At 61.6% G+C, this 18,799-nt stretch carries 16 protein-coding genes; 6 read left to right on the top strand and 10 right to left on the bottom strand.

Translation table 11 applies throughout. The features are described 5' to 3' along the window. Nucleotides 1–71: 71 nt before the first annotated feature. The 3 genes from DIE06_RS35175 to DIE06_RS35165 form a co-directional block, all read right to left on the bottom strand. Nucleotides 72–638, bottom strand: coding sequence for an ester cyclase (locus tag DIE06_RS35175; protein WP_124665360.1), 567 nt, complete (start codon nucleotides 636–638; stop codon nucleotides 72–74). A 65-nt stretch (nucleotides 639–703) separates the two neighbouring features. Then, complete coding sequence (locus DIE06_RS35170) at nucleotides 704–1,885, bottom strand: MFS transporter (RefSeq protein ID WP_124665359.1); 1,182 nt, start codon at nucleotides 1,883–1,885, stop codon at nucleotides 704–706. Nucleotides 1,886–2,129: 244 nt separating this feature from the next. Next, entirely contained in the window at nucleotides 2,130–3,170 is a 1,041-nt protein-coding gene (locus tag DIE06_RS35165) for a polysaccharide deacetylase family protein (protein ID WP_409364535.1), read from the bottom strand. A 339-nt stretch (nucleotides 3,171–3,509) separates the two neighbouring features. Here DIE06_RS35165 and DIE06_RS35160 point away from each other — a divergent pair, with 339 nt between their 5' ends. Then, the gene (locus tag DIE06_RS35160; RefSeq protein ID WP_311767658.1) at nucleotides 3,510–4,358 is read left to right on the top strand and encodes a LysR substrate-binding domain-containing protein; all 849 of its coding nucleotides are present in this window, start codon (nucleotides 3,510–3,512) and stop codon (nucleotides 4,356–4,358) included. Between the two features lie 179 nt (nucleotides 4,359–4,537). On the opposite strand, the gene DIE06_RS35155 is transcribed toward DIE06_RS35160, so the two are convergent. The 3 genes from DIE06_RS35155 to DIE06_RS35145 all read right to left on the bottom strand — a co-directional run bounded on the left by DIE06_RS35155 (nucleotide 4,538) and on the right by DIE06_RS35145 (nucleotide 7,644). After that, complete coding sequence (locus DIE06_RS35155; protein ID WP_124665356.1) at nucleotides 4,538–5,248, bottom strand: SDR family oxidoreductase; 711 nt, start codon at nucleotides 5,246–5,248, stop codon at nucleotides 4,538–4,540. 130 nt (nucleotides 5,249–5,378) lie between these two features. Next, on the bottom strand, nucleotides 5,379–5,783 hold the full coding sequence (locus DIE06_RS35150) for an extradiol dioxygenase (RefSeq protein WP_124665355.1): 405 nt from the start codon (nucleotides 5,781–5,783) through the stop codon (nucleotides 5,379–5,381). 328 nt (nucleotides 5,784–6,111) lie between these two features. Then, nucleotides 6,112–7,644 (bottom strand): PLP-dependent aminotransferase family protein, encoded by a 1,533-nt coding sequence (locus tag DIE06_RS35145; protein WP_124665354.1) that lies wholly within the window; start codon nucleotides 7,642–7,644, stop codon nucleotides 6,112–6,114. 694 nt (nucleotides 7,645–8,338) lie between these two features. On the opposite strand from DIE06_RS35145, the gene DIE06_RS35140 reads away from it, so the two are divergent. From DIE06_RS35140 to DIE06_RS35120, 5 genes are all read left to right on the top strand, one after another. Then, entirely contained in the window at nucleotides 8,339–9,217 is an 879-nt protein-coding gene (locus DIE06_RS35140) for a carbon-nitrogen hydrolase family protein (RefSeq protein ID WP_221624084.1), read from the top strand. Nucleotides 9,218–9,369: 152 nt separating this feature from the next. After that, the gene (locus DIE06_RS35135) at nucleotides 9,370–12,129 is read left to right on the top strand and encodes an aminotransferase class I/II-fold pyridoxal phosphate-dependent enzyme (protein ID WP_260433876.1); all 2,760 of its coding nucleotides are present in this window, start codon (nucleotides 9,370–9,372) and stop codon (nucleotides 12,127–12,129) included. Continuing rightward, nucleotides 12,059–13,660, top strand: coding sequence for a biotin carboxylase (locus DIE06_RS35130; protein WP_260433875.1), 1,602 nt, complete (start codon nucleotides 12,059–12,061; stop codon nucleotides 13,658–13,660). The genes DIE06_RS35135 and DIE06_RS35130 overlap by 71 nt, the downstream gene beginning before the upstream one ends. A 9-nt stretch (nucleotides 13,661–13,669) precedes the next feature. Continuing rightward, nucleotides 13,670–14,668: a C45 family autoproteolytic acyltransferase/hydolase gene (locus DIE06_RS35125; RefSeq protein WP_124665352.1), complete on the top strand. Its 999-nt coding sequence runs from the start codon at nucleotides 13,670–13,672 to the stop codon at nucleotides 14,666–14,668. Between the two features lie 75 nt (nucleotides 14,669–14,743). After that, nucleotides 14,744–16,054: a dicarboxylate/amino acid:cation symporter gene (locus tag DIE06_RS35120; RefSeq protein WP_124665351.1), complete on the top strand. Its 1,311-nt coding sequence runs from the start codon at nucleotides 14,744–14,746 to the stop codon at nucleotides 16,052–16,054. A gap of 225 nt (nucleotides 16,055–16,279) precedes the next feature. Here the strand turns inward: DIE06_RS35120 and DIE06_RS35115 are convergent, their stop codons facing one another. From DIE06_RS35115 to DIE06_RS35100, 4 genes are all read right to left on the bottom strand, one after another. Then, nucleotides 16,280–16,672, bottom strand: coding sequence for a hypothetical protein (locus DIE06_RS35115; protein WP_260433874.1), 393 nt, complete (start codon nucleotides 16,670–16,672; stop codon nucleotides 16,280–16,282). Between the two features lie 306 nt (nucleotides 16,673–16,978). After that, nucleotides 16,979–17,272: a glycine zipper domain-containing protein gene (locus DIE06_RS39485; RefSeq protein WP_311767657.1), complete on the bottom strand. Its 294-nt coding sequence runs from the start codon at nucleotides 17,270–17,272 to the stop codon at nucleotides 16,979–16,981. 272 nt (nucleotides 17,273–17,544) lie between these two features. Further along, nucleotides 17,545–18,351 (bottom strand): transglutaminase family protein, encoded by an 807-nt coding sequence (locus DIE06_RS35105; protein ID WP_124665348.1) that lies wholly within the window; start codon nucleotides 18,349–18,351, stop codon nucleotides 17,545–17,547. Between the two features lie 8 nt (nucleotides 18,352–18,359). Further along, a partial coding sequence (locus tag DIE06_RS35100) for an alpha-E domain-containing protein (RefSeq protein ID WP_148094371.1) occupies nucleotides 18,360–18,799 on the bottom strand: 440 nt, incomplete at its 5' end.

The following is an 18,799-nucleotide window of genomic DNA, read 5'->3' as shown; positions in this document are numbered from 1 at the left end:
GCACCGGGCATGGTAACGCGATGCGGACCGGCGAAGGAAAGGCCGACCGGCAGCATCGGCCCCGGGCCCGCTTACTGGGCGACCACGCCGAGCTGTTGCAGGAACGTCAGGTTGTCTTCGAGATGCCAGTTGTCGGTGATCTTGCCGTCGCGAATGCGATAGATGTCCGTGGCGATGAAGTCGACCGCCTGCCCCTTCCCCTGCACGTCGTTGAAGCTGCCCGTGAAGTGACCGGTGAAGTGCAGATGGGTGATGACGCGGTCGCCGGCGACGATCATCTGTTCGACCTCGGCATGGACGTCCGGCACGGCACGATGGAAACCCTTCGATGCCGCCAGCGGCCCCGCGATGCCCTGCGGCCGGCCGGCGGGCAAGGTGCGGTCCGTGAAATCGGCCGCCAGCGCCTCGCGGGCCTGGGCCTCGTCGCCCGTGCTCCAGAAGGTATCGTAAAGGCGTGCCGCGCGGATCTGTTGCTCGGCTTGCTGCTTCGAGAGACTCTTGTCGACGATCAGCGTTTGCGGCTGCACGAGATCGTCGCCGGTCGCGGCGACGGCAGGCAACGCGGCAGCGACGGTGGCGGCGGTGGCGGCGGCCAGTGCGATGCGGGACACGGCGGAAAGGACGGTGCGGGTTTTCATGTCAGGCTCCTTGAAAGCGTGCTCGATGGATGGATTGAATCCGGAAGTGATGCAACTCGGGACGTTCAGGCTGGAAGACGTGCGGCGCGATTCGCGTGTGCTGCCTCGCGTCGGTCGAGCCGGGACGCGAGCGCGGTCACCGCAATGGCCAGCAACGTCACGGCGGCGGCCACGAGCGGCAGCGTGTCGAGTGCCTGCCCGTGCGAAAGCGCCATGCCGCCGAGCCATGCACCCATCGCGTTACCCACGTTGAACGCGCCGATGTTCAGCGTCGATGCGAGGTTCGGTGCGCTCGCGGCCTTGCTCAGCACGCGCATCTGCAGGCCCGGAACCGTCGCGAATGCCGCGACGCCCCAGATGAAGATCGTCATGGCCGATGCCACGGGGTGATGCATGGTGCGACTGAACACCACCATGATCGCGACCAGCACGACGAATACGCCCATCAGCGCCCGCATCACGCCGCGATCCGCAAGCTTGCCGCCGAGCGCGTTGCCGATGGCCAGGCCGATGCCGAACAACACGAGAATCTTCGTCACGCCGCTCGGCGCGAATCCGCTCATCTGCTCGAGCACCGGCGTGATATAGGTGAACACCACGAACATGCCGCCGAAGCCGAGCACGGTCATCAACAGTGCGAGCCATACCTGCGGGTGCTTGAGCACGCCGACTTCGTGCGCCAGGCTCGCGGATTGCGCTTCGTGCGTGGTCGGCACGAGCATCACGAGGGCCAGCGCCGCAAGCACGCCCGCACCGGCGACCGACCAGAACGCGGCGCGCCAGCCGAGCATTTGGCCGATGAAGGTGCCGAGCGGCACGCCAAGCACGTTGGCGAGCGCCAGACCGGTAAACATCAACGCGACGGCGCTCGCGCGCTTGTCCTGCGGCACGAGCGACGCGGCAACGACCGACCCGATGCCGAAGAACGAACCATGCGCGAACGACGTGACGACGCGGGCGATCATGAGGCTCGTGTAACCCGGCGCGACCGCGCACAGAATATTGCCGACGATGAAGATCCCCATCAGCAGCAGAAGCGCCCACTTGCGCGGCATGCGGCTCGTGAGAACGGCGAGCAGAGGCGCACCGACCGCGACGCCCAGCGCATAGCCGCTCACGAGCAGCCCCGCCGACGGAATGGAAACGGAAAGCGACTGCGCGACATCGGGCAGGATGCCCATGATGACGAACTCCGTGGTGCCGATGGCAAAGGCGCTCAGGGCCAGCGCGAGAATGGGAAGTGGCATGGCTGTCTCCGGGAAGGCGGTGAAACCGCAGTGGATGTGCAGCCATTCTGCTTGCCACCGTGCCGATTGATAATTGGCCCCTGTCTTGAATTATTTTCAATCCAGACAAGAAAATCGGCGGGATGAATGGTACTGGCCTGCCCCGTCGGTCAATCGTTCCTTGCCGGTCAAGGCCTCGAACGGTGCACGCTGGCGGGCGGGTCTCGCCCGCGAACCCGGCATCACCAGATCGACGGACAGCCCGCTAGATCGTCTCGCTTTCGCGGACCGTAATCGGGCTTTGCAGCACGAACCGTGCAATGTCGTCCTTGCGCATGAACGCAACGCCGGGATGGCTCTTCGCATAACGCAGGAACGCGTCCCATGCGCGCGTCATCTGCGGCGTTCCGCTGATACGATCGTGCGCGCTGATCGACATCATGCGTCGACGCGTTCCCGCCTCCTCGTACAGTTGATCGAAGTCGAACTTGATCTGTTCGAGGAATTTGTCCGGCGAGTAATTCCGGCCCTCGACCAACAGGATGTCGTTATTGCGCAGCGTGTACGGAACCACGACGAAATCCTTGCCGTTGACCTTTTCGATGAACGGCTCATCGCGGCTCGTGTCATCGATGTGATACACGTAGCCGAGTTCCTGCAGCAGCGACAGCGTGTTCGGACCGCGTCGCAGCCAGTTCGCGTTATAGCCGATCGGGCGCTGGCCCGTCACCGCTTCCACCATCGATCGCGCCTGGATCAGGAATTCGCGTTCCTGTGGCCGCGACATCGCGTACTGCGAGTTCCACGTCGGCCCGTGACCCGAAGCTTCGTGGCCGCGGGCTACGATCTCCCGGGCAACCTCCGGATGCCGCTTCGCCGCCTCGCCGATCATGTGAGTCGTGACCTTCACGTCATGTCGATCCCACAGATCCAGCATGCGGGGAATCCCCTCGCGATATCCGTATGCAAACCACGCTTCGGCGGCAAGATCGGCCGGCACGCTCGCCGGAAAATCGACTTTCGGGAACGGATTGTCGGCGCCCTTCGGCGGCTGTCCGCCCGCCTCGAACTGCATCGAGATCGAAATGACCAGCCGCGCACCGTTCGGCCAGAATTCACCCCGCATGGGCGCGGCTACCGGGTTCGATCGGGGACTGCCCGTTTGCGCACCGGCCGGTGCGGATTGAAGCATCGCACCGACGGCGAACGCGCCTGCGCCGATTCCGGCCCGGGTCAGGAAGGAACGGCGCGTCGGGTGATCGGGCGCCTGCTCGACCGGATCGCGATCGGCATGATCGACTTGAATTGCCATGGACAATCTCCTCATGACGCGCAAGCGCGTCTCTCGCACCGCAACGCGATGCATGATGACGAATGAACGGGTATTGAATGTCACGCAGATTCGTGCGCGTACAACGAATTTTCGGCAAGCCGCTCCATTCTGAAAATGGGCCTTGAAATGAATGGACTTTCAAACCTGACCAAAAAATTCGTATGCCGTCGAGATACGACAGGCCGTGTCGATCGACCGCCCTTCAATGCGTCGATGCCCGTCGGTAAATGACGGTGAGCACCATCGCCGCCGCAGCGCTCAGCGCCAGCAGCAAGGTCGGCGCCGTCGCATCGTGATGGCGGTCCTTCAACCATCCGAACACGATCCGCCCCGCGAAACTCCCAACCCGCCCTGTCTCAGCACCTGCGCGAGCTGGCAGACCTGCTCGACGTGACGTTGTTCGATCGGGTGGCCCGCGGCATCCTGCTGACACAAGCCGGTGCGGATCTGTTCGCGGAAGTCGAGCCTATCCTGTCGAAACTCGACGTGACGCTGGCCAATGTCCGAAACCGCTCGCGCGAAGTTCACGGCGCATTGCGCATCGGTGCGATCGACACGTACGCACGATCGCTCGTCATGCCGACGATTTCGGCACTGCTCGCACGACATCCGCCGTTATACGTGTCCGTTCACGAACTGCCGGCTGCGGCGATCGACCAGGGGTTGGTCGAAAATGAACTGGACATCGGCGTATCGTTCTCCCATCTGTCGAATCCGGACGTCGAGCAGAGAACGTTGTTCACCGAACGGCTGGCGCTGGTTCATCGATCCGCCGGTCGCAAGATCCGGAAGACCGTCAGCCTGCGGGAAGTGGCGACCCATCCGCTCGCGCTGCTGAATCGGGCGTTCGCCATGCGCGGGCAGATCGACGCCGCATGTGCCGGCGCAAACATTGCGCTGAACGTGCGGGTCGAGGCCGCCAATGTCGACTCGCTGATACGGCTCGTCGAGAGCGCCGATTACGCGACGATCGCGAGTCCACTGGCGATACCGCCGCGCTCGAGGAGCGTGACGGCGACGATCGTGGACGACGGCCTGTCGCGCATCGCCGCGTTGCGCTGGCGTCGCGGCAAGACCTTTACGCCCGCCATCGAACGTTTTGAAGAAGCAATGTCGAAAACGATCCGGTCGTCCGGTCTCGACATCGCCGTACGGACGTGAGCGACTCGCACAGGCATTCCGCACAAGACACGAACGCGCGGCACCGGCAGGCGGCGGTGAGGTCAGCGGCGCGCCCGTAGCTCAAGCCCATCCAACGACGCACCCGGCACGAGAAAACCGGGCACGGGCGTTCGGCAGCCCGCGACGAATCGGGGGTCAAGGCTCAACCGGCCGAGCCGCTACGCGATCGCCCCGCCACCGTCGACCAGCACCGTCGAACCGGTCGCGTACGGGGTCGACGCAAGGTAGAGCACGGCATTCGCAACGTCCTCGGGCTGCCCGACACGGCCGGCCGGCAATCGCGCCGCAGCGCCTTCGTACATCCTGTCGCGCGATTCCGCATCGAGCTTCGACCAGAGCGGCGTCGCGATCAGGCCCGGGGATACCGTATTCACGCGCACGGGCGACAACTCGAGCGCAAGCCCTCGCGCCAGCGATTCGAGCGCCGCGTTGATCGCACCTTGCAAGACCGAAGTCTTGCTCGGCCGCACGCTCAGGAAGCCCGACACGAATGTCAGCGAACCGCCCTGCCGAATGCGTACGGCCCGTGCGACGCGATAGGCTCCCCAGAACTTGCTGTCCATCGCCGCGTAGGCGCCGGCGAGTTCCAGACCACGCACCGGCCCCGTGGGTGTCTGCGCGGCCGACACGACAACGTGGTCGAATTCACCTGCCGAATCAAGAAACGCACGCACGCTTGCGTCGTCGGTAATGTCCATCACGCCGGTTCGCACGCCATACCCAATCCTGTCTGCGCTTGCCGCCAGCTTGGCCGCGTCGCGCGATGCGATCATCACGCTCGCCCCGCACGCCGCAAATGCACGCGCGGTCGCTTCACCGATCCCGGAGCTTCCACCGACCACCAACACCTTTTGATCCTTGAGTTTCATCGCTCGTTTCCTCCGTTAAAAAGCGTCTTCCCGTACGCGAGGCAGTGCCCGCAAACCCGGTGCGTGACGTCGCGTCCGGCGAGCGCGGCGGCCGTATCGCGACCGGCTGACATACCGCCGACACACCCACTCACTCGTTCGGAATCCCGGATTGACCATGGGTTGCGAGCGTCGTGACGAATTCGACGCATACGCCCGGCGCAATGGACACGAACAGCTGACGTTCGTTGGACAACGGTACGTCACTCAATGTGTAATCGATCCGCCTGCGGGTCAGCCGCTCGATCAACGTCTCCCATTCACGGTGTGCGTCGAGGCGCAGCGCAATGTGATCGATACGCGGTGCGCTACGGCCGTTCTGCGCAGGCAGCGTTGCGCGCGTAACGTGAATCATCGGGCGGCTGTCGAGGTACAACCAATAGCCATCCACGCTGAACGGCGGTCGAGGCCCGGTGTCGAGACCGACGACCTCGTCGAAAAAGCGGCGGGTGCCGTCAATGTCGTCCGTGACGATGGTGACGTGGTCGAAATGCATGATTCATGTCTATGCGAAATCGTCATGCCGCATTGTGTTGCACGTCGGTCGGTCTTGATAACTGGCTTCGCGATTGAATGATTTTCAATGACGACGAGAAGACGGGCGCTGCACGTTTCAGCTGTTCCGGCTGACGTGTCCATTGACTGCTGCGCCGTGAAGTCTGGCAGTTGGGCCGGAATCAGGCGTACCGGCGGCATCGCGAAGAGCAGTTGCAGCGTCGCTCGAAGTTGGCGAAGCGACGAAAGATGGGGTGGCACGGGTGGCGAAGATCGTGCGAGTCAAAGCCGAACAAATCCTGCCCCAAGCTACCTCGATCGCCGTCCGGTCAAATCAGCGTTGTCTCCTGCGCGCATCGCCCGCTGGTCTCGGCTGCGTCGATCGCGATCGCGAGCTTCCGCACCGCCCCCTCGATCGCATCGTCGGACACCCCTCCGTATCCCAGCACCAGACCGTTTCGCGCATTCGACGGCACGGCAAAATACGAGCTCAACGGCCGGGCGACGATCCCTTGGGCCAACGCCTCCTGCGATACCAGGTGATCATTCGCGCCATGCAGCGCCACCGTGAGATGCAGCCCGGTATCCGTTCCCGCAACGTCGATACGATCGCCAAGATGCTGGCGGAGCGACGTCGTCAGCAGTGTGTTGCGCGCTGCGTATATCTTGCGCATCCGCCGCACATGGGCCGAATAATGTCCATTGTCGATAAACTCCGCCAGGGCCGCCTGGATGGTCAATTGCCCACCGCGATAGACCTCCGATTGGGCAACGGCAAATGCGTCGACGAGATCGGGCGGCACGATCAGGAACGCAAGTCGCAACCCCGGGTAAAGCACCTTCGAGAAACTGCCGATGTAGATCGTGTTCCGATGGGGATCAAGCCCCTGGAGTGACGGCACGGGCGCACCGTAATATCGGAACTCGCTGTCGTAGTCATCCTCGATGATCCAGGCGCCTTGCGCGCGCGCCATTTCCGTCAGCAACCTGCGCCGCGCGAGGCTCATCACCACGCCGCTCGGATATTGATGCGACGGCGTGACGAAGATCAGTCTCGGGCTCCGGCCAAATGCAACCGGCAACTGGATTCCCTGCGCATCGACCGGTATCGCCTCCAGATCGAGCCCCGCGCCGCGAAACACGCTGCGCGCTCCCCAATAGCACGGATCCTCGATCCATACCAGTTCGCCCGGATCGGCAAGCAGGCGCGCGCACAGATCGATCGCCTGATGCGAACCCTGTGTCACGATGATCTGCTCCGGCAAGCATGCGACGCCACGGGCAAGCGTCAGATATTCGGCCAGTGCGCGCTTGAGCGGCGGATAGCCATGACGACTGCCATAGCCCAACTGTCCCTGCCCCGCCGTTCTCCAGACCTTTGCGATCAGTCGTTGCCATACGACACGCGGAAACTCGCCGATGTCCGGAATGCCCGGGACGAATGCACCGACTTGATAATCCGATGCACCCGCATTGACGAGCAGATCCATTGCACGGGCCGCGAGTCGTGATCCCTTGCACGTGATCCAGTCGTTCGTGGTCCGACTTGCGCTGACCGTGCGATCGATCAACGACGCATCAGGCGCCGTGTCACTCACATATGTGCCGCTGCCGCTCGAGGCACGTGCATACCCTTCCGCAGTCAGACGATCGTATGCGTAGATCACCGTATTGCGCGCCACACGCAACTCGCGAGCAAGGTCGCGGGACGCCGGTAACCGCGCGCCCGGACCGATGCGCCCTGAAAGAATCGCTTCACGCAGATCGTCGAACAGCCGTCGGTTCAGTGGCGTCCCGCACGGAGTGCGGCGACTCCAATGCGCCAGCGTGAGCAGCCATTCGATCAACGGGGATTCTCTCATCGGATTTCCCCCGATCTCAAACCCGACTCGTGGTGACCACGCACGTACCCATTCATGTTGCAGCCTGCCATCAATTCGCCCGCTTCATTCCGGCTGGTTCCCGCTACCGAGGTCAACGGACCCGCCGGCAACGGCAATATGGACGATACCGGCCCGCCTGACCGGCCTGCGACGATATCAGTGAAGCGAAGATGCTCGATATCCGCCACTTGCGGACGGTATGCGACCGATATTCGGTACGCAAAGGCCATGCGTTATCCGAATAATGTGCTGCGAAAAAACGCATGCCTCGGGTGAGATACGGCACGGGCTTGGCTCAATCGCCTCGGTCGCGCTCTCCGGACCCGCCGCACGGCTCCGCGCATCGATACGACTCGGCCCCTCTTGGTGCAGCCGGTGCCACTTTTCCGACTTGGATCCAACCACATTAAATTTGTTGGACCCATTCGCTCACGCATGTTGGTTCTAGAATGCATGCCACCTGTCATCCCGTTCATTGTCGTTCAGCAGACTGTCATGACCAACGTATCAACCATGCTTCCACTCGCCACCGCTCGCATTCCCGTCTCCACAACACTGCGTATGGACCGACATGGATCTTCCTCGATGAGCCACGTGCGTCGCACCGTCCTGGCGTCGCGCCCGGTCCTGATGCAGCCGTGACGGCAGATTGCATTTTCCCGAACTCCATCGAATGCTGAGAAAGACCATGCACAATACTTTCGGAATCGCCGGCGTCCAGATGCGGGTATCCGCGTTCGAGAGCAACGTCGAAGTCATCGGCAATTACCTGCGCCACATCCGCATCCGGTTTCCGTGGGTACGCATGGTGTTGTTCTCCGAACTCGCGCCGCTGGGTCCGCTGCATCGCAACGCTGAATCGCTGCCCGGTGCCACCGAGGCGCGTCTGGCCGAGCTTGCGCATGAAACGGGGCTCTGGCTGATTCCGGGTTCCCTGTTCGAGCGTGTCGACGGGCCCGATGGCACGCTCATCTACAACACCACCCCGGTAATCGATCCGCGTGGAGATGTCGTCGCGCGCTATCGAAAACTGTTTCCGTTCCGCCCGTACGAGCGCGACGTCGAGGGCGGCACCGAGTTCTGCGTGTTCGACGTGCCCGGCGTGGGGCGGATCGGCGTGTCGATCTGCTACGACATGTGGTTTCCGGAAACCACGCGCACACTCGCCGCGATGGGAGCGGAAGTGGTCCTGCATCCCACGATGACGGACACGATCGACCGCGACGTCGAACTCTCGATCGCCCGTGCATCAGCCGCTCAGAACCAGCTTTACTTCTTCGACATCAACGGCGTCGAAGACGGTGGTGTCGGCCGTTCGATTGTTTGCGATCCATCCGGCTACGTATTGCATCAGGCCGGCAGCGGCGGCGAGATCATCCCGATCGCAGTCGACTTCGAACGCGTGCGTCGAGAGCGTGAACACGGGTTGCGAAATCTCGGCCAGCCTCTGAAAAGCTTCCGGGACAGAAGCTGCGACTTCCCCGTCTACGAACGGAACAATCCCGATTTTTCATATCTTAATACATTAGGATCACTTAAAAAGCCGGATTGAAATATCAACGTTTCACCAGCACCGCCGGACGGATTCCGAACCATATGGCCGGAAAAAAACGAATCAAGGAGATGGAAGATATGAGATCGGAGCAACCGATGCCACCGTTCGTTACACAATTGAGCAACCATCGCAGCGTCTGGGAGCGACGTATGGATGGCTGGATCAATCTGGTAGACGATCTTAGCCGTCTGGCAATCCTGTCGACAGACGATCCGGAGTTTGTACTGCGGCTGGCCAGCGTGTGGCGCACCGTCGATCTGCTCACACCGATCGAAAGTTACTGGGCGTTCCCGGGCCGACGCGTGTTCGGGGAGCTTCGACAATGGATCGAACGCGAGGAAATGAGCCGCGCGCATCAGGCAGCGCGCCGCATTCATCGCGTTCTGGCGGCCCGCACCTACCGTCACGACGCGAACACGCTCGACAGCGAAAACGAGCTTCCGTCGCAAATCGAAACCGATAGCGAACGACAGGCACAGCTGGCACGCCCCTATTTTGAAGTGCTGATTGTCGATGAAATGTCGTCGAGCGAAGAAGACGCGCTGCGTCGCCGCGTCCAGCGAAAGCGCAGCCCCGATGACGACTTCATCTTCGATATCGTCATCGTGCCGAGCTTCGAAGATGCGCTGATCGCGACCCTCGTCAACTTCAATCTCCAGGCAGTGGTGATTCGGCACGGCTTTCCGTTCCGATCGGTGAACCACAACGACATGTTGCGCCGTTTTCTGGACGGGGTGGACGACAGCGTCGAGTCCATGCCCGAATCCGAGCGCGGCCCATTGCTTGGCCGCCGGATCGCGCAGATCCGCCCGGAGCTTGACCTGTATCTCGTGACGGACGTGAGCGTCGAGGACATCGCCGCGCGCGTCGGCGAGGTCTTCAAGCGAATCTTCTTTGGCGAGGAAGACCACCTCGAGCTATACGGCTCGATCATGAAAAGTGTCGCCGAGCGTCACCGCACGCCGTTCTTCAATGCCCTGCGCGACTACGCAAAGCAACCGACCGGGGTATTCCATGCACTGCCGCTCGCGCGCGGCAAGTCGATCATGAACAGCAACTGGATCGGCGACATGGCGCAGTTCTATGGCATGAATCTCTTCATGGCCGAGACCTCCGCGACGTCGGGCGGGCTGGATTCGCTGCTCGATCCGATCGGACCGCTGAAGCTCGCGCAAGAGTACGCCGCGCGTGCATTCGGCGCGCGTCGCACCTATTTCGCGACGAATGGAACGTCGACTTGCAACAAGATCGTCGTTCAGGCACTTGTCAGGCCCGACGACATCGTGCTCGTCGATCGAAATTGCCACAAGTCCCATCATTACGGGTTGGTGCTCGCGGGCGCGCAGGTGGCATACCTCGACTCCTATCCGCTGGATGAGTACTCGATGTATGGCGCCGTACCCATCCGTCACATCAAGGAGACGTTGCTTGATTTTCGCCGTGCCGGGAGACTCGATCGTGTAAAGATGGTACTACTGACCAATTGCACGTTCGACGGCATCGTCTACGATGTCGAGCGCGTGATGATGGAGTGCCTGGCGATCAAGCCCGATCTCATCTTCCTGTGGGACGAGGCGTGGTTTGCGTTCGCGCGCTGTCACCCGATCTATCGGCAGCGTACTGCGATGGCGAACGCGGCCAAGCTCGCCGAAACGTTCAAGGACCCGGCCTACGCGAAGCGTCACGCGGAGTTCGCCGCCACGCTCGACTGGAATGACGACGCGCAGCTTCTGGACGCGCGCCTGCTTCCCGACCCGTCGCGTGCACGGGTGCGCGTGTACGCGACGCACTCGACACACAAGACGCTCACTGCGCTGCGCCAGGGCTCGATGATTCACGTGTGGGACCAGGATTTCAAGGACAAGGCCGAGGAATCGTTCCACGAAGCGTACATGACGCATACGTCGACGTCTCCCAACTATCAAATCCTCGCCTCGCTCGACGTCGGACGCCGTCAGGTCGAACTCGAGGGTTATGAATTGATCCAGCGCCAGCTCGAACTCGCGATGAGTCTTCGCGAGCAGGTCAAGCAACACCCGTTTCTCAGTCGCTACTTCCGCTTCCTGCGCGTCGGGGACATCGTGCCGCCCGCCTATCGGGAGTCCGCTGTCAGCAGCTACTTCAACGACGAGACCGGGTGGAGCAATCTCGAAGCTGCGTGGCGTACCGACGAGTTCGCGCTGGATCCGACGCGCGCGACACTCGTCATCGGTTCGACAGGCATGGATGGCGACACGTTCAAGAACACGGAGTTGATGGACAAGTACGGTATCCAGATCAACAAGACGTCGCGCAACACGGTTCTTTTCATGACGAATATCGGCACGACCCGATCGGCAATTGCCTACCTCATCGAGGTTCTGGTGAAGATTGCGCGCGATGTCGACGCGCGCGTGGCCGACATGAGCGCGGTCGAGCGGCGGATTCACGATAAACGGGTTCGCTCGCTGACACAGGAGCAACCGCCGCTGCCGGATTTCTCGCGTTTTCATTTCGCGTTTCGCGGCCGCAGTGTCGACGATCGCACGGAAACCCGCGACGGCGACATCCGCAGTGCGTTCTTCCTTTCATATGACGATGCAAATTGCGAATACATCGACATGAACGAAGCCGCTCGTGCGATGACGTCCGGCCGCGAGCTCGTGTCCGCGCTGTTCGTGATCCCTTACCCGCCCGGTTTCCCGATCCTCGTGCCGGGGCAAATCATCAGCCCCGAAATCCTTCAGTTCATGGCCGCGCTCGACGTGCGCGAGATCCACGGCTTCCGCGCCGAACTGGGCTTCCGGATCTTCACCGAGACGGCGCTCGAATGCGCGGCGCAGGGCACGGCCGCACGCGTTGCGGCTGCTCGTCAAGTCACGCCCACGCCATCGCCATCGCAACCCGCATACGCCTGCGCCAAGGCGTAACGCCCGGTGCTACCGAACTGAACCAAGACGCAGCAAAACGAAATCGAACAAGAAGCGATACAAGGAGCAACAAGTGAGCAAATCTGTCAACAGCATCGCGGATCTCCTGCTGATGTTCCACCGCAACGAGCGTCCCATCTACTTCATCAGTGCAACGAACTTCAATCTGCTCGGCCTGGACAGATGGGTGAATCGATTCATGTACATCAACTACATCGACTGCTTCGATGGACGCCATCCGAACGTCTTCGTGCCATCCGAATCGCCGCACGACGAATTCCAGTCGATCGAGGACATCAACAACCATCTGCTGGCGCACAAGGAGGTGATCGACCTGATCGAGCGTCGCGGCGGCCGACCGGTCGCGACGTTCCTGATGTTCGACGAGAAGACGGAGGCGCTTGCAGAAGAGATCGGCCTGGATGTCTGGTTTCCCCCGGCCGCACTGCGGACCCGCTGCGACAACAAGATGGAGACCGTGCGCATCGGGAACAAGGCAGGCGTGCATTCGGTGCCGAACGCGCTCGAGAAAGTCGACAGCTACGAGCACCTGCTGCAAATTGCCGATCGCAACCATCTGGGCAAGGACCTCGTCGTGCAGTCCGCATTCGGAGACTCGGGCCACACGACGTTCTTCATCGCGTCGGAAGATGAGTTCAACCAGCACAAGGATGAAATCGTCGGCGATCCCGAAGTCAAGATCATGAAGCGGATCAACTGTCGCGGCGCGACGCTCGAAGCGTGCGCGACGCAGTCCGGCACGCTCGTCGGCCCGCTCCTGACCGAAGTGGTCGGCGCCCGTGAGCTGACGCCGTACAAGGGCGGCTGGTGCGGCAACGAGGTGTTCCCGGGGGCATTCACCGAGGAAGTTCGTGCGAAGGCGCGCGAGATGGCGGAGAAGTTCGGCGACCAGCTCCTGAACGAGGGCTACCGCGGCTACTTCGACCTCGATTTTCTGATCGACGTCGATTCCGGCGAAGTGTATCTCGGCGAACTCAATCCACGCATCTGCGGTGCAAGCCCGATGACGAACCATGCGGCGTTCGCCTACGCGGACGCACCGCTGTTCCTGTTCCACCTGCTCGAATTTTCCGGCGTTCCGTTCAATCTGAACGCGAAGGAGATCAACGAGCGATGGGCGCAACCCCACTTCATCGATTCGTGGTCGCAAGTCGTTCTGAAGTTCAACGACGACACGGTCGACCAGGTCACGCACGCACCGGCGACCGGCATCTACCGCATGGCCGACGACGGCAGCGTGTCCTACCACCGTTTCGATTACCACCGCCGCGCGATCGACAGCGAGCGCGAGGCGTTCTTCCTGCGCATAACCGGCCCCGGCGACTATCGCTACGAGGGCGCGGACCTTGGCATCCTGATCACGCGGGGACGGTCGATGGATGACAACTTCCGGCTCAACGTTCGTGCGCGAGATTGGGTGCGTGGGCTGAAGAACTACTACGCCGGCAAGCCACTCATGGCACCGACGCCCAACGCGGCGCCCACTCCCGGTTCGTTCAAGATCCTGTAAGGCGCCGCCATGTCCGTCAGTGTGCCGTTCCGCGCCATCGCTGAAGATACCCCCGGCGACAAATGGCGCGTGCTGTTCGAACACGCGTGGCCCAGCTATCGCGCATGGTTCCTGCGGGGGGGTGTAGCCGGCCGCCCCAGCTACCTCATGTGCCGGCGCGCACTACGCGAGCACATGCCCGAACTGGTTCCCGTCTGGGAGCGCCTCGTCGGCCTCGCGGGAGGGGGCGATGTCGAGGCACGCTTCCTGTCGCTGTGGTGTCCTCCGCCCTACATTGCTGGATGCTCGCAGGCCGTGTGGATCGATCCTGCCGGCCACGAAGAGCCGATGCTGCTGCGCAATTACGATTTTGCGCCCGCGCTGCTGGAAGGAAACTGGCTCGCCACGCGCTGGGTGGGGCCGCGCGTCGCAGCCATGATCGATTGCCTGTGGGGAGCGCTCGACGGCATCAACGAAAGCGGGCTCGCCGTATCGCTCTCTTTCGGCGGACGGACCGTGTCCGGCGTCGGTTTCGGCATCCCGCTCGTGCTGCGGTACGTGCTCGAAACGGCACAGACAACTGCCGAAGCAGCATCCATTCTGCAGCGAGTGCCGGTACATATGAGTTACAGCGTCACGCTACTGGACCGCCATGCAGATTGGGCCACCGTCTTCGTCAACCCGGACCGCCCTGCCGAAATCACGCGCCGCGCCGCCGTCACCAACGTTCAGCATGCGGTCGAATGGCCCGAACATGCGCACGCGACCCGATCGAGAGAGCGGTTGACCGCACTGCAATCGCATTGCCACATGGCCGGCACGGCCCGGGAGGCGATTGATGCCCTACTGTACGAACCCCTGTATCAGGACGCGTGGTCGCGCGGCTACGGGACGCTCTATTCGGCTGTCTATCGCCCGCTGACCCTGCAGGCGGAACTCCGGTGGCCCAACGAATGCTGGACACAATCGCTGACCGCGTTCGAGGAAGGCTGCCGGCAACCGGACTTGCGGAAAGCGTCACAACGCTGATGCTGCCGGAAGCGACCACGTCGCATTTCGTCGCTTCCGGCATCAGTCATTCGCTGCAAAACATGGAGATTCAAAGTGAAAAGAAAAGGAAACGCCTCAGCCATTCGCATCCTGATTGCAATGCTGATCGGCATTGCCGTTGGCTACATGATCTATACGCAATTTCCCGACAAAAAGGTCTCGACTGAAATTGCGGGTTATATCTCTCTCATATCCGACACTTTCCTGCGCCTCATCAAGATGGTGATCGGCCCGCTGGTGTTCTCGACACTGGTCGTCGGCATCGCGCACATGGGCGACGCTGCGTCCGTCGGGCGTGTGTTCGCCAAGGCGCTGGCCTGGTTCGTGACCGCTTCGCTGGTTTCGCTGCTGCTTGGCCTGCTGATGTCGAACATCCTGAGACCCGGTGAGAACCTCGGCCTGTCGCTACCCGATATCAGTGCATCCGCAAACCTCGCGACGTCGAAGTTCACGCTGAAGGATTTCGTCGGCCACATGGTACCGCGCTCGTTTGCAGAGGCCATGGCCAACAACGAGGTCCTGCAAATCGTCGTATTTTCGATGTTCTTCGGCGTTGCGCTCGCCGCACTTGGCGAACACGGCAAAGTTCTCGTCACCGCGATCGATCAACTGTCGCATGTCATGCTGAAGATCACCGGCTACGTGATGAAGCTCGCGCCGCTGGCCGTATTGGCCTCGATGGCGTCGACAGTCGCAGTCAACGGAATCTCGATCCTGCTGAAGTTCGTGGTCTTCATGGGTGACTTCTACCTCAGTCTGATCCTGTTGTGGGTGCTGCTGACGCTTGCGGGCATCCTGTTCCTCGGACGGCGCGCATTGAAGTTGCTTTCCCTGATCAAGGAAGCATTCATGTTGTCGTTTGCGACCGCGAGTTCCGAGGCCGCCTATCCGAAGATCCTCGACGCGCTCGATCGCTTTGGCGTGAAGCGCAAGATCTCGAGCTTCGTGATGCCGATGGGCTATTCGTTCAACCTCGATGGCTCGATGATGTACTGCACGTTCGCGTCGCTCTTCATCGCACAGGCTTACGGCATTCACCTGTCGCTGGGCACGCAGATCACCATGTTGCTCGTGCTGATGCTCACGTCGAAGGGGATGGCCGGCGTACCACGCGCTTCGCTCGTCGTGATCGCCGCAACGCTCACTCAGTTCCACATTCCGGAAGCCGGCCTGTTGCTGATCATCGGCGTCGACACGTTCCTGGACATGGGCCGCTCGGCGACCAACGCCGTCGGAAATTCCATTGCGAGCGCAGTCATTGCGAAGTGGGAAGGTGGCCTGCTGTCGGAAGCCGAGGCGGACGCGAACGCGGCCCGCATCGATGCCGAACTCGCCGCGACGCTTGCTCACCCGGCAGACGCCTGACACGGGTCACGCGCACGGTTCCGCCAACGCCGGTGGCTGTCTGCGGACACGCCACCCGCCTGGTACAGGCGACTATTCGATCGAGATCGGCACTTGCCGGTGACGCATGTTCTCGAAGCCGGAAGAGCGACGCGCTTGACGGTTCGCCCACCGTCGCGAACGTGTCGGTTCTGAACGATCGATCGGGGGCGCGAAGCCGCTTCTTCCGCCGCCCATGTCGCGTGTTCACGCCGGTATCGGCGACGGGCGTCCCTGCTCGACGACACATCGCACGCGCTCCCAGGCATCGGCATAGCGATGCGCAGGGGCGATCAATAACTGGATGTCGTGGAACGTCACCATTTGCTCGATTGCTACCCGTTCATCGACCAGGAGCGTCCATGGTTGCCCTTGCTCGACGCGTTGCAAGCATCGTTCCAGCGCGTCTTCAGCACGCTTGTACAAGCCTCGATCGACATCGGTTGCCTCGATATCGCGCAAGAAGAATGCGATGTAGACGGTACCGAGCAATGTCATGAACTGGTCACCGTTTCCGTGACCCGAGCTCATCGCCGCAAGCGCAAGGTGAAATCTCAGCGACAAACGTCGCACGTCCACCGAAGGTAGCGGAAGCAGCATCGATTTCGTGAGTGGCCGTCGGTCGCGTCGAGAAGGGTGACTCATGTTGGATCTGTCGAGAATTGGCGGATTCTGGCATGTGCCATCGATATGGCGGAACGACTCGAAACCGTCCCGTCGGAGTGGTCTGCGTGGGCGGCCTGCCGCCGGCGCGTCACCTGCCCCCTTATATGGCAACGGCCATCCCTCGGGATAGCCGCTTGTCGTTGCTCGCGAAAGGCACTTCAAAACGCTACCTCAGCGAGTAAACAGGTCACTTTCCGAAATAGGTCCAGTTCGACGCCGGCCGAGCCGGCGCGCTTGCGTTCATCGCCGACCGATCAGCAACCCGATCAACACCCCCACTCCGAGCGCAGTTGCCGCCGTTGTCCAGGGACGATCGTGCACGTACTCGTTCGCGACACGAGCGGTCTTCTTTCCCTTCGCGACGACAATCACCTGCGCTTCCGCCGCCCTCTTCTTGACTTGCTTGAGTCGATCGCGAAGCGCCTCGCGCACGCTTTCGTCATCGAAAGCGTCGACGCCTTCATGACCCGCATCGTTCGCTTCCCGTTCCATTGCAACTTGCATATTTGCCGACGTCGTCATCACGATCTCCATTTGATTCATTGCATCCTGGTTTTATTTCGAGCGCACATACCCGCCTTGTCGACTCGGCGTCCTCCTGCACCATCCGGGATCGGCGTTCGGAATGCGTGTATGCCCGCCCATTCGGCGTTTCTCCGGATCCGAAATCGCTATTTGTCGCCAACGCACAGTGATTGGAAATCCGTACGGACAACGTACCCAACCGAATTTCCGGCGGCAAGCGATATGCGCATTTCGACTAACCCGATGACGCCTGCCATCCCGATGAGCCGGCCACGAATGCGTCACGCAACCACTCGACGCACATCGATCTCCACGCTGAGGGATCCGCCGCCTCCCTGTCTGCTGCACCCTCGGACTGGAGAGGCGCCGTGATAATCCATGCCGACCGCCAGCTTCACGTAATGTTCGTTGGGGCAGATGTTGTTCGCGGGATCGAAGCCGACCCAGCCGAGACCCTCCACATACGCTCCTGCCCACGCATGGCTGGCCGCCTGTCGCTCCTGGCCATCTATCAGCAGATAGCCCGAGATATAGCGTGCCGGAATACCGAGCCGGCGGGAGGCTGCAATGAAAACGTGCGCATAGTCCTGGCAAACGCCCTTTCCGCCGGTCCATGCCGTCTCGGCATCGGTATCGACATCCGTGACGCCGGTTGCAAATTCGAACTGGTCATGGATCGCCTCCATCAGGTCATGGAGCACCATCAGCTGATTCGATACGCCAGAAAACGACATCGCGAACGCTTCGAGCGCGCCCCCCGCCCTGGTCAACTGCGTTTCACGCAGGAACAACCACGGATGAGCACAATCATCGAGGTAGCCAACCACGCCCGTCACGTCGCGCGTCGTCACGTTTCCGACGGATTCGATCACAATCTCGCTCGCGTTCGAAACATGGTCTGCAAGGTCGATTCGATTACCGAATCCGTCTAGATACGACAGCCCGGGCTGTTTGCCATTGACCCGGATTTCCCAATCGACGACCGTCTGACACGCATTCGACAGTGGATGAAGGCACATGCGTTGAACAGACTGCTGCACGGGTGCATCGTAGACATAGCGGGACGTATGAACAATCGAGAGTTGCATGATGGCGTTCAGTTGAAGTTGTACGCCTGGGCGATCTCGAGCCCCAGTCGGTGGTTGCGCCGAATGAATCCAGTCAGGAATTCGTGCAGGCCGTTCTTGAAGATGCGTTCGATCGTGCTGTCGGACAGCATCGTGAGCATCTGGGCTGCGGTGTCGTGGCACGCGTGAGCGGCACCGTGCTCTTTCACGAGCAGGTTGAGACTCGACATCACGCGCCCGTAGCAATAGCGCAGCGAACGCGGCATGCGGCCGTTCAGGATCAGGTAGTCCGCGATGTTCATCGGCTTGTACTGCACGTCGTATACCCAGCGGTAAGAGTTGTTGGCTTCGACCGACCGCAAGATCGACTCCCAGTGGTTGGTATCGAGCAGCGTGCCGACGTGCGACACCGACGGCAGCAGCAGGTGGTATTTCACGTCGATGATGCGCGCGGTGTTGTCCGCCCGCT

The organism is Burkholderia sp. Bp8998, assembly GCF_003854235.1.
Classification (GTDB): domain Bacteria; phylum Pseudomonadota; class Gammaproteobacteria; order Burkholderiales; family Burkholderiaceae; genus Burkholderia.
The sequence above is the reverse complement of the archived record's forward strand: the minus strand, read 5'-3'. Positions and strand labels throughout refer to the sequence as shown.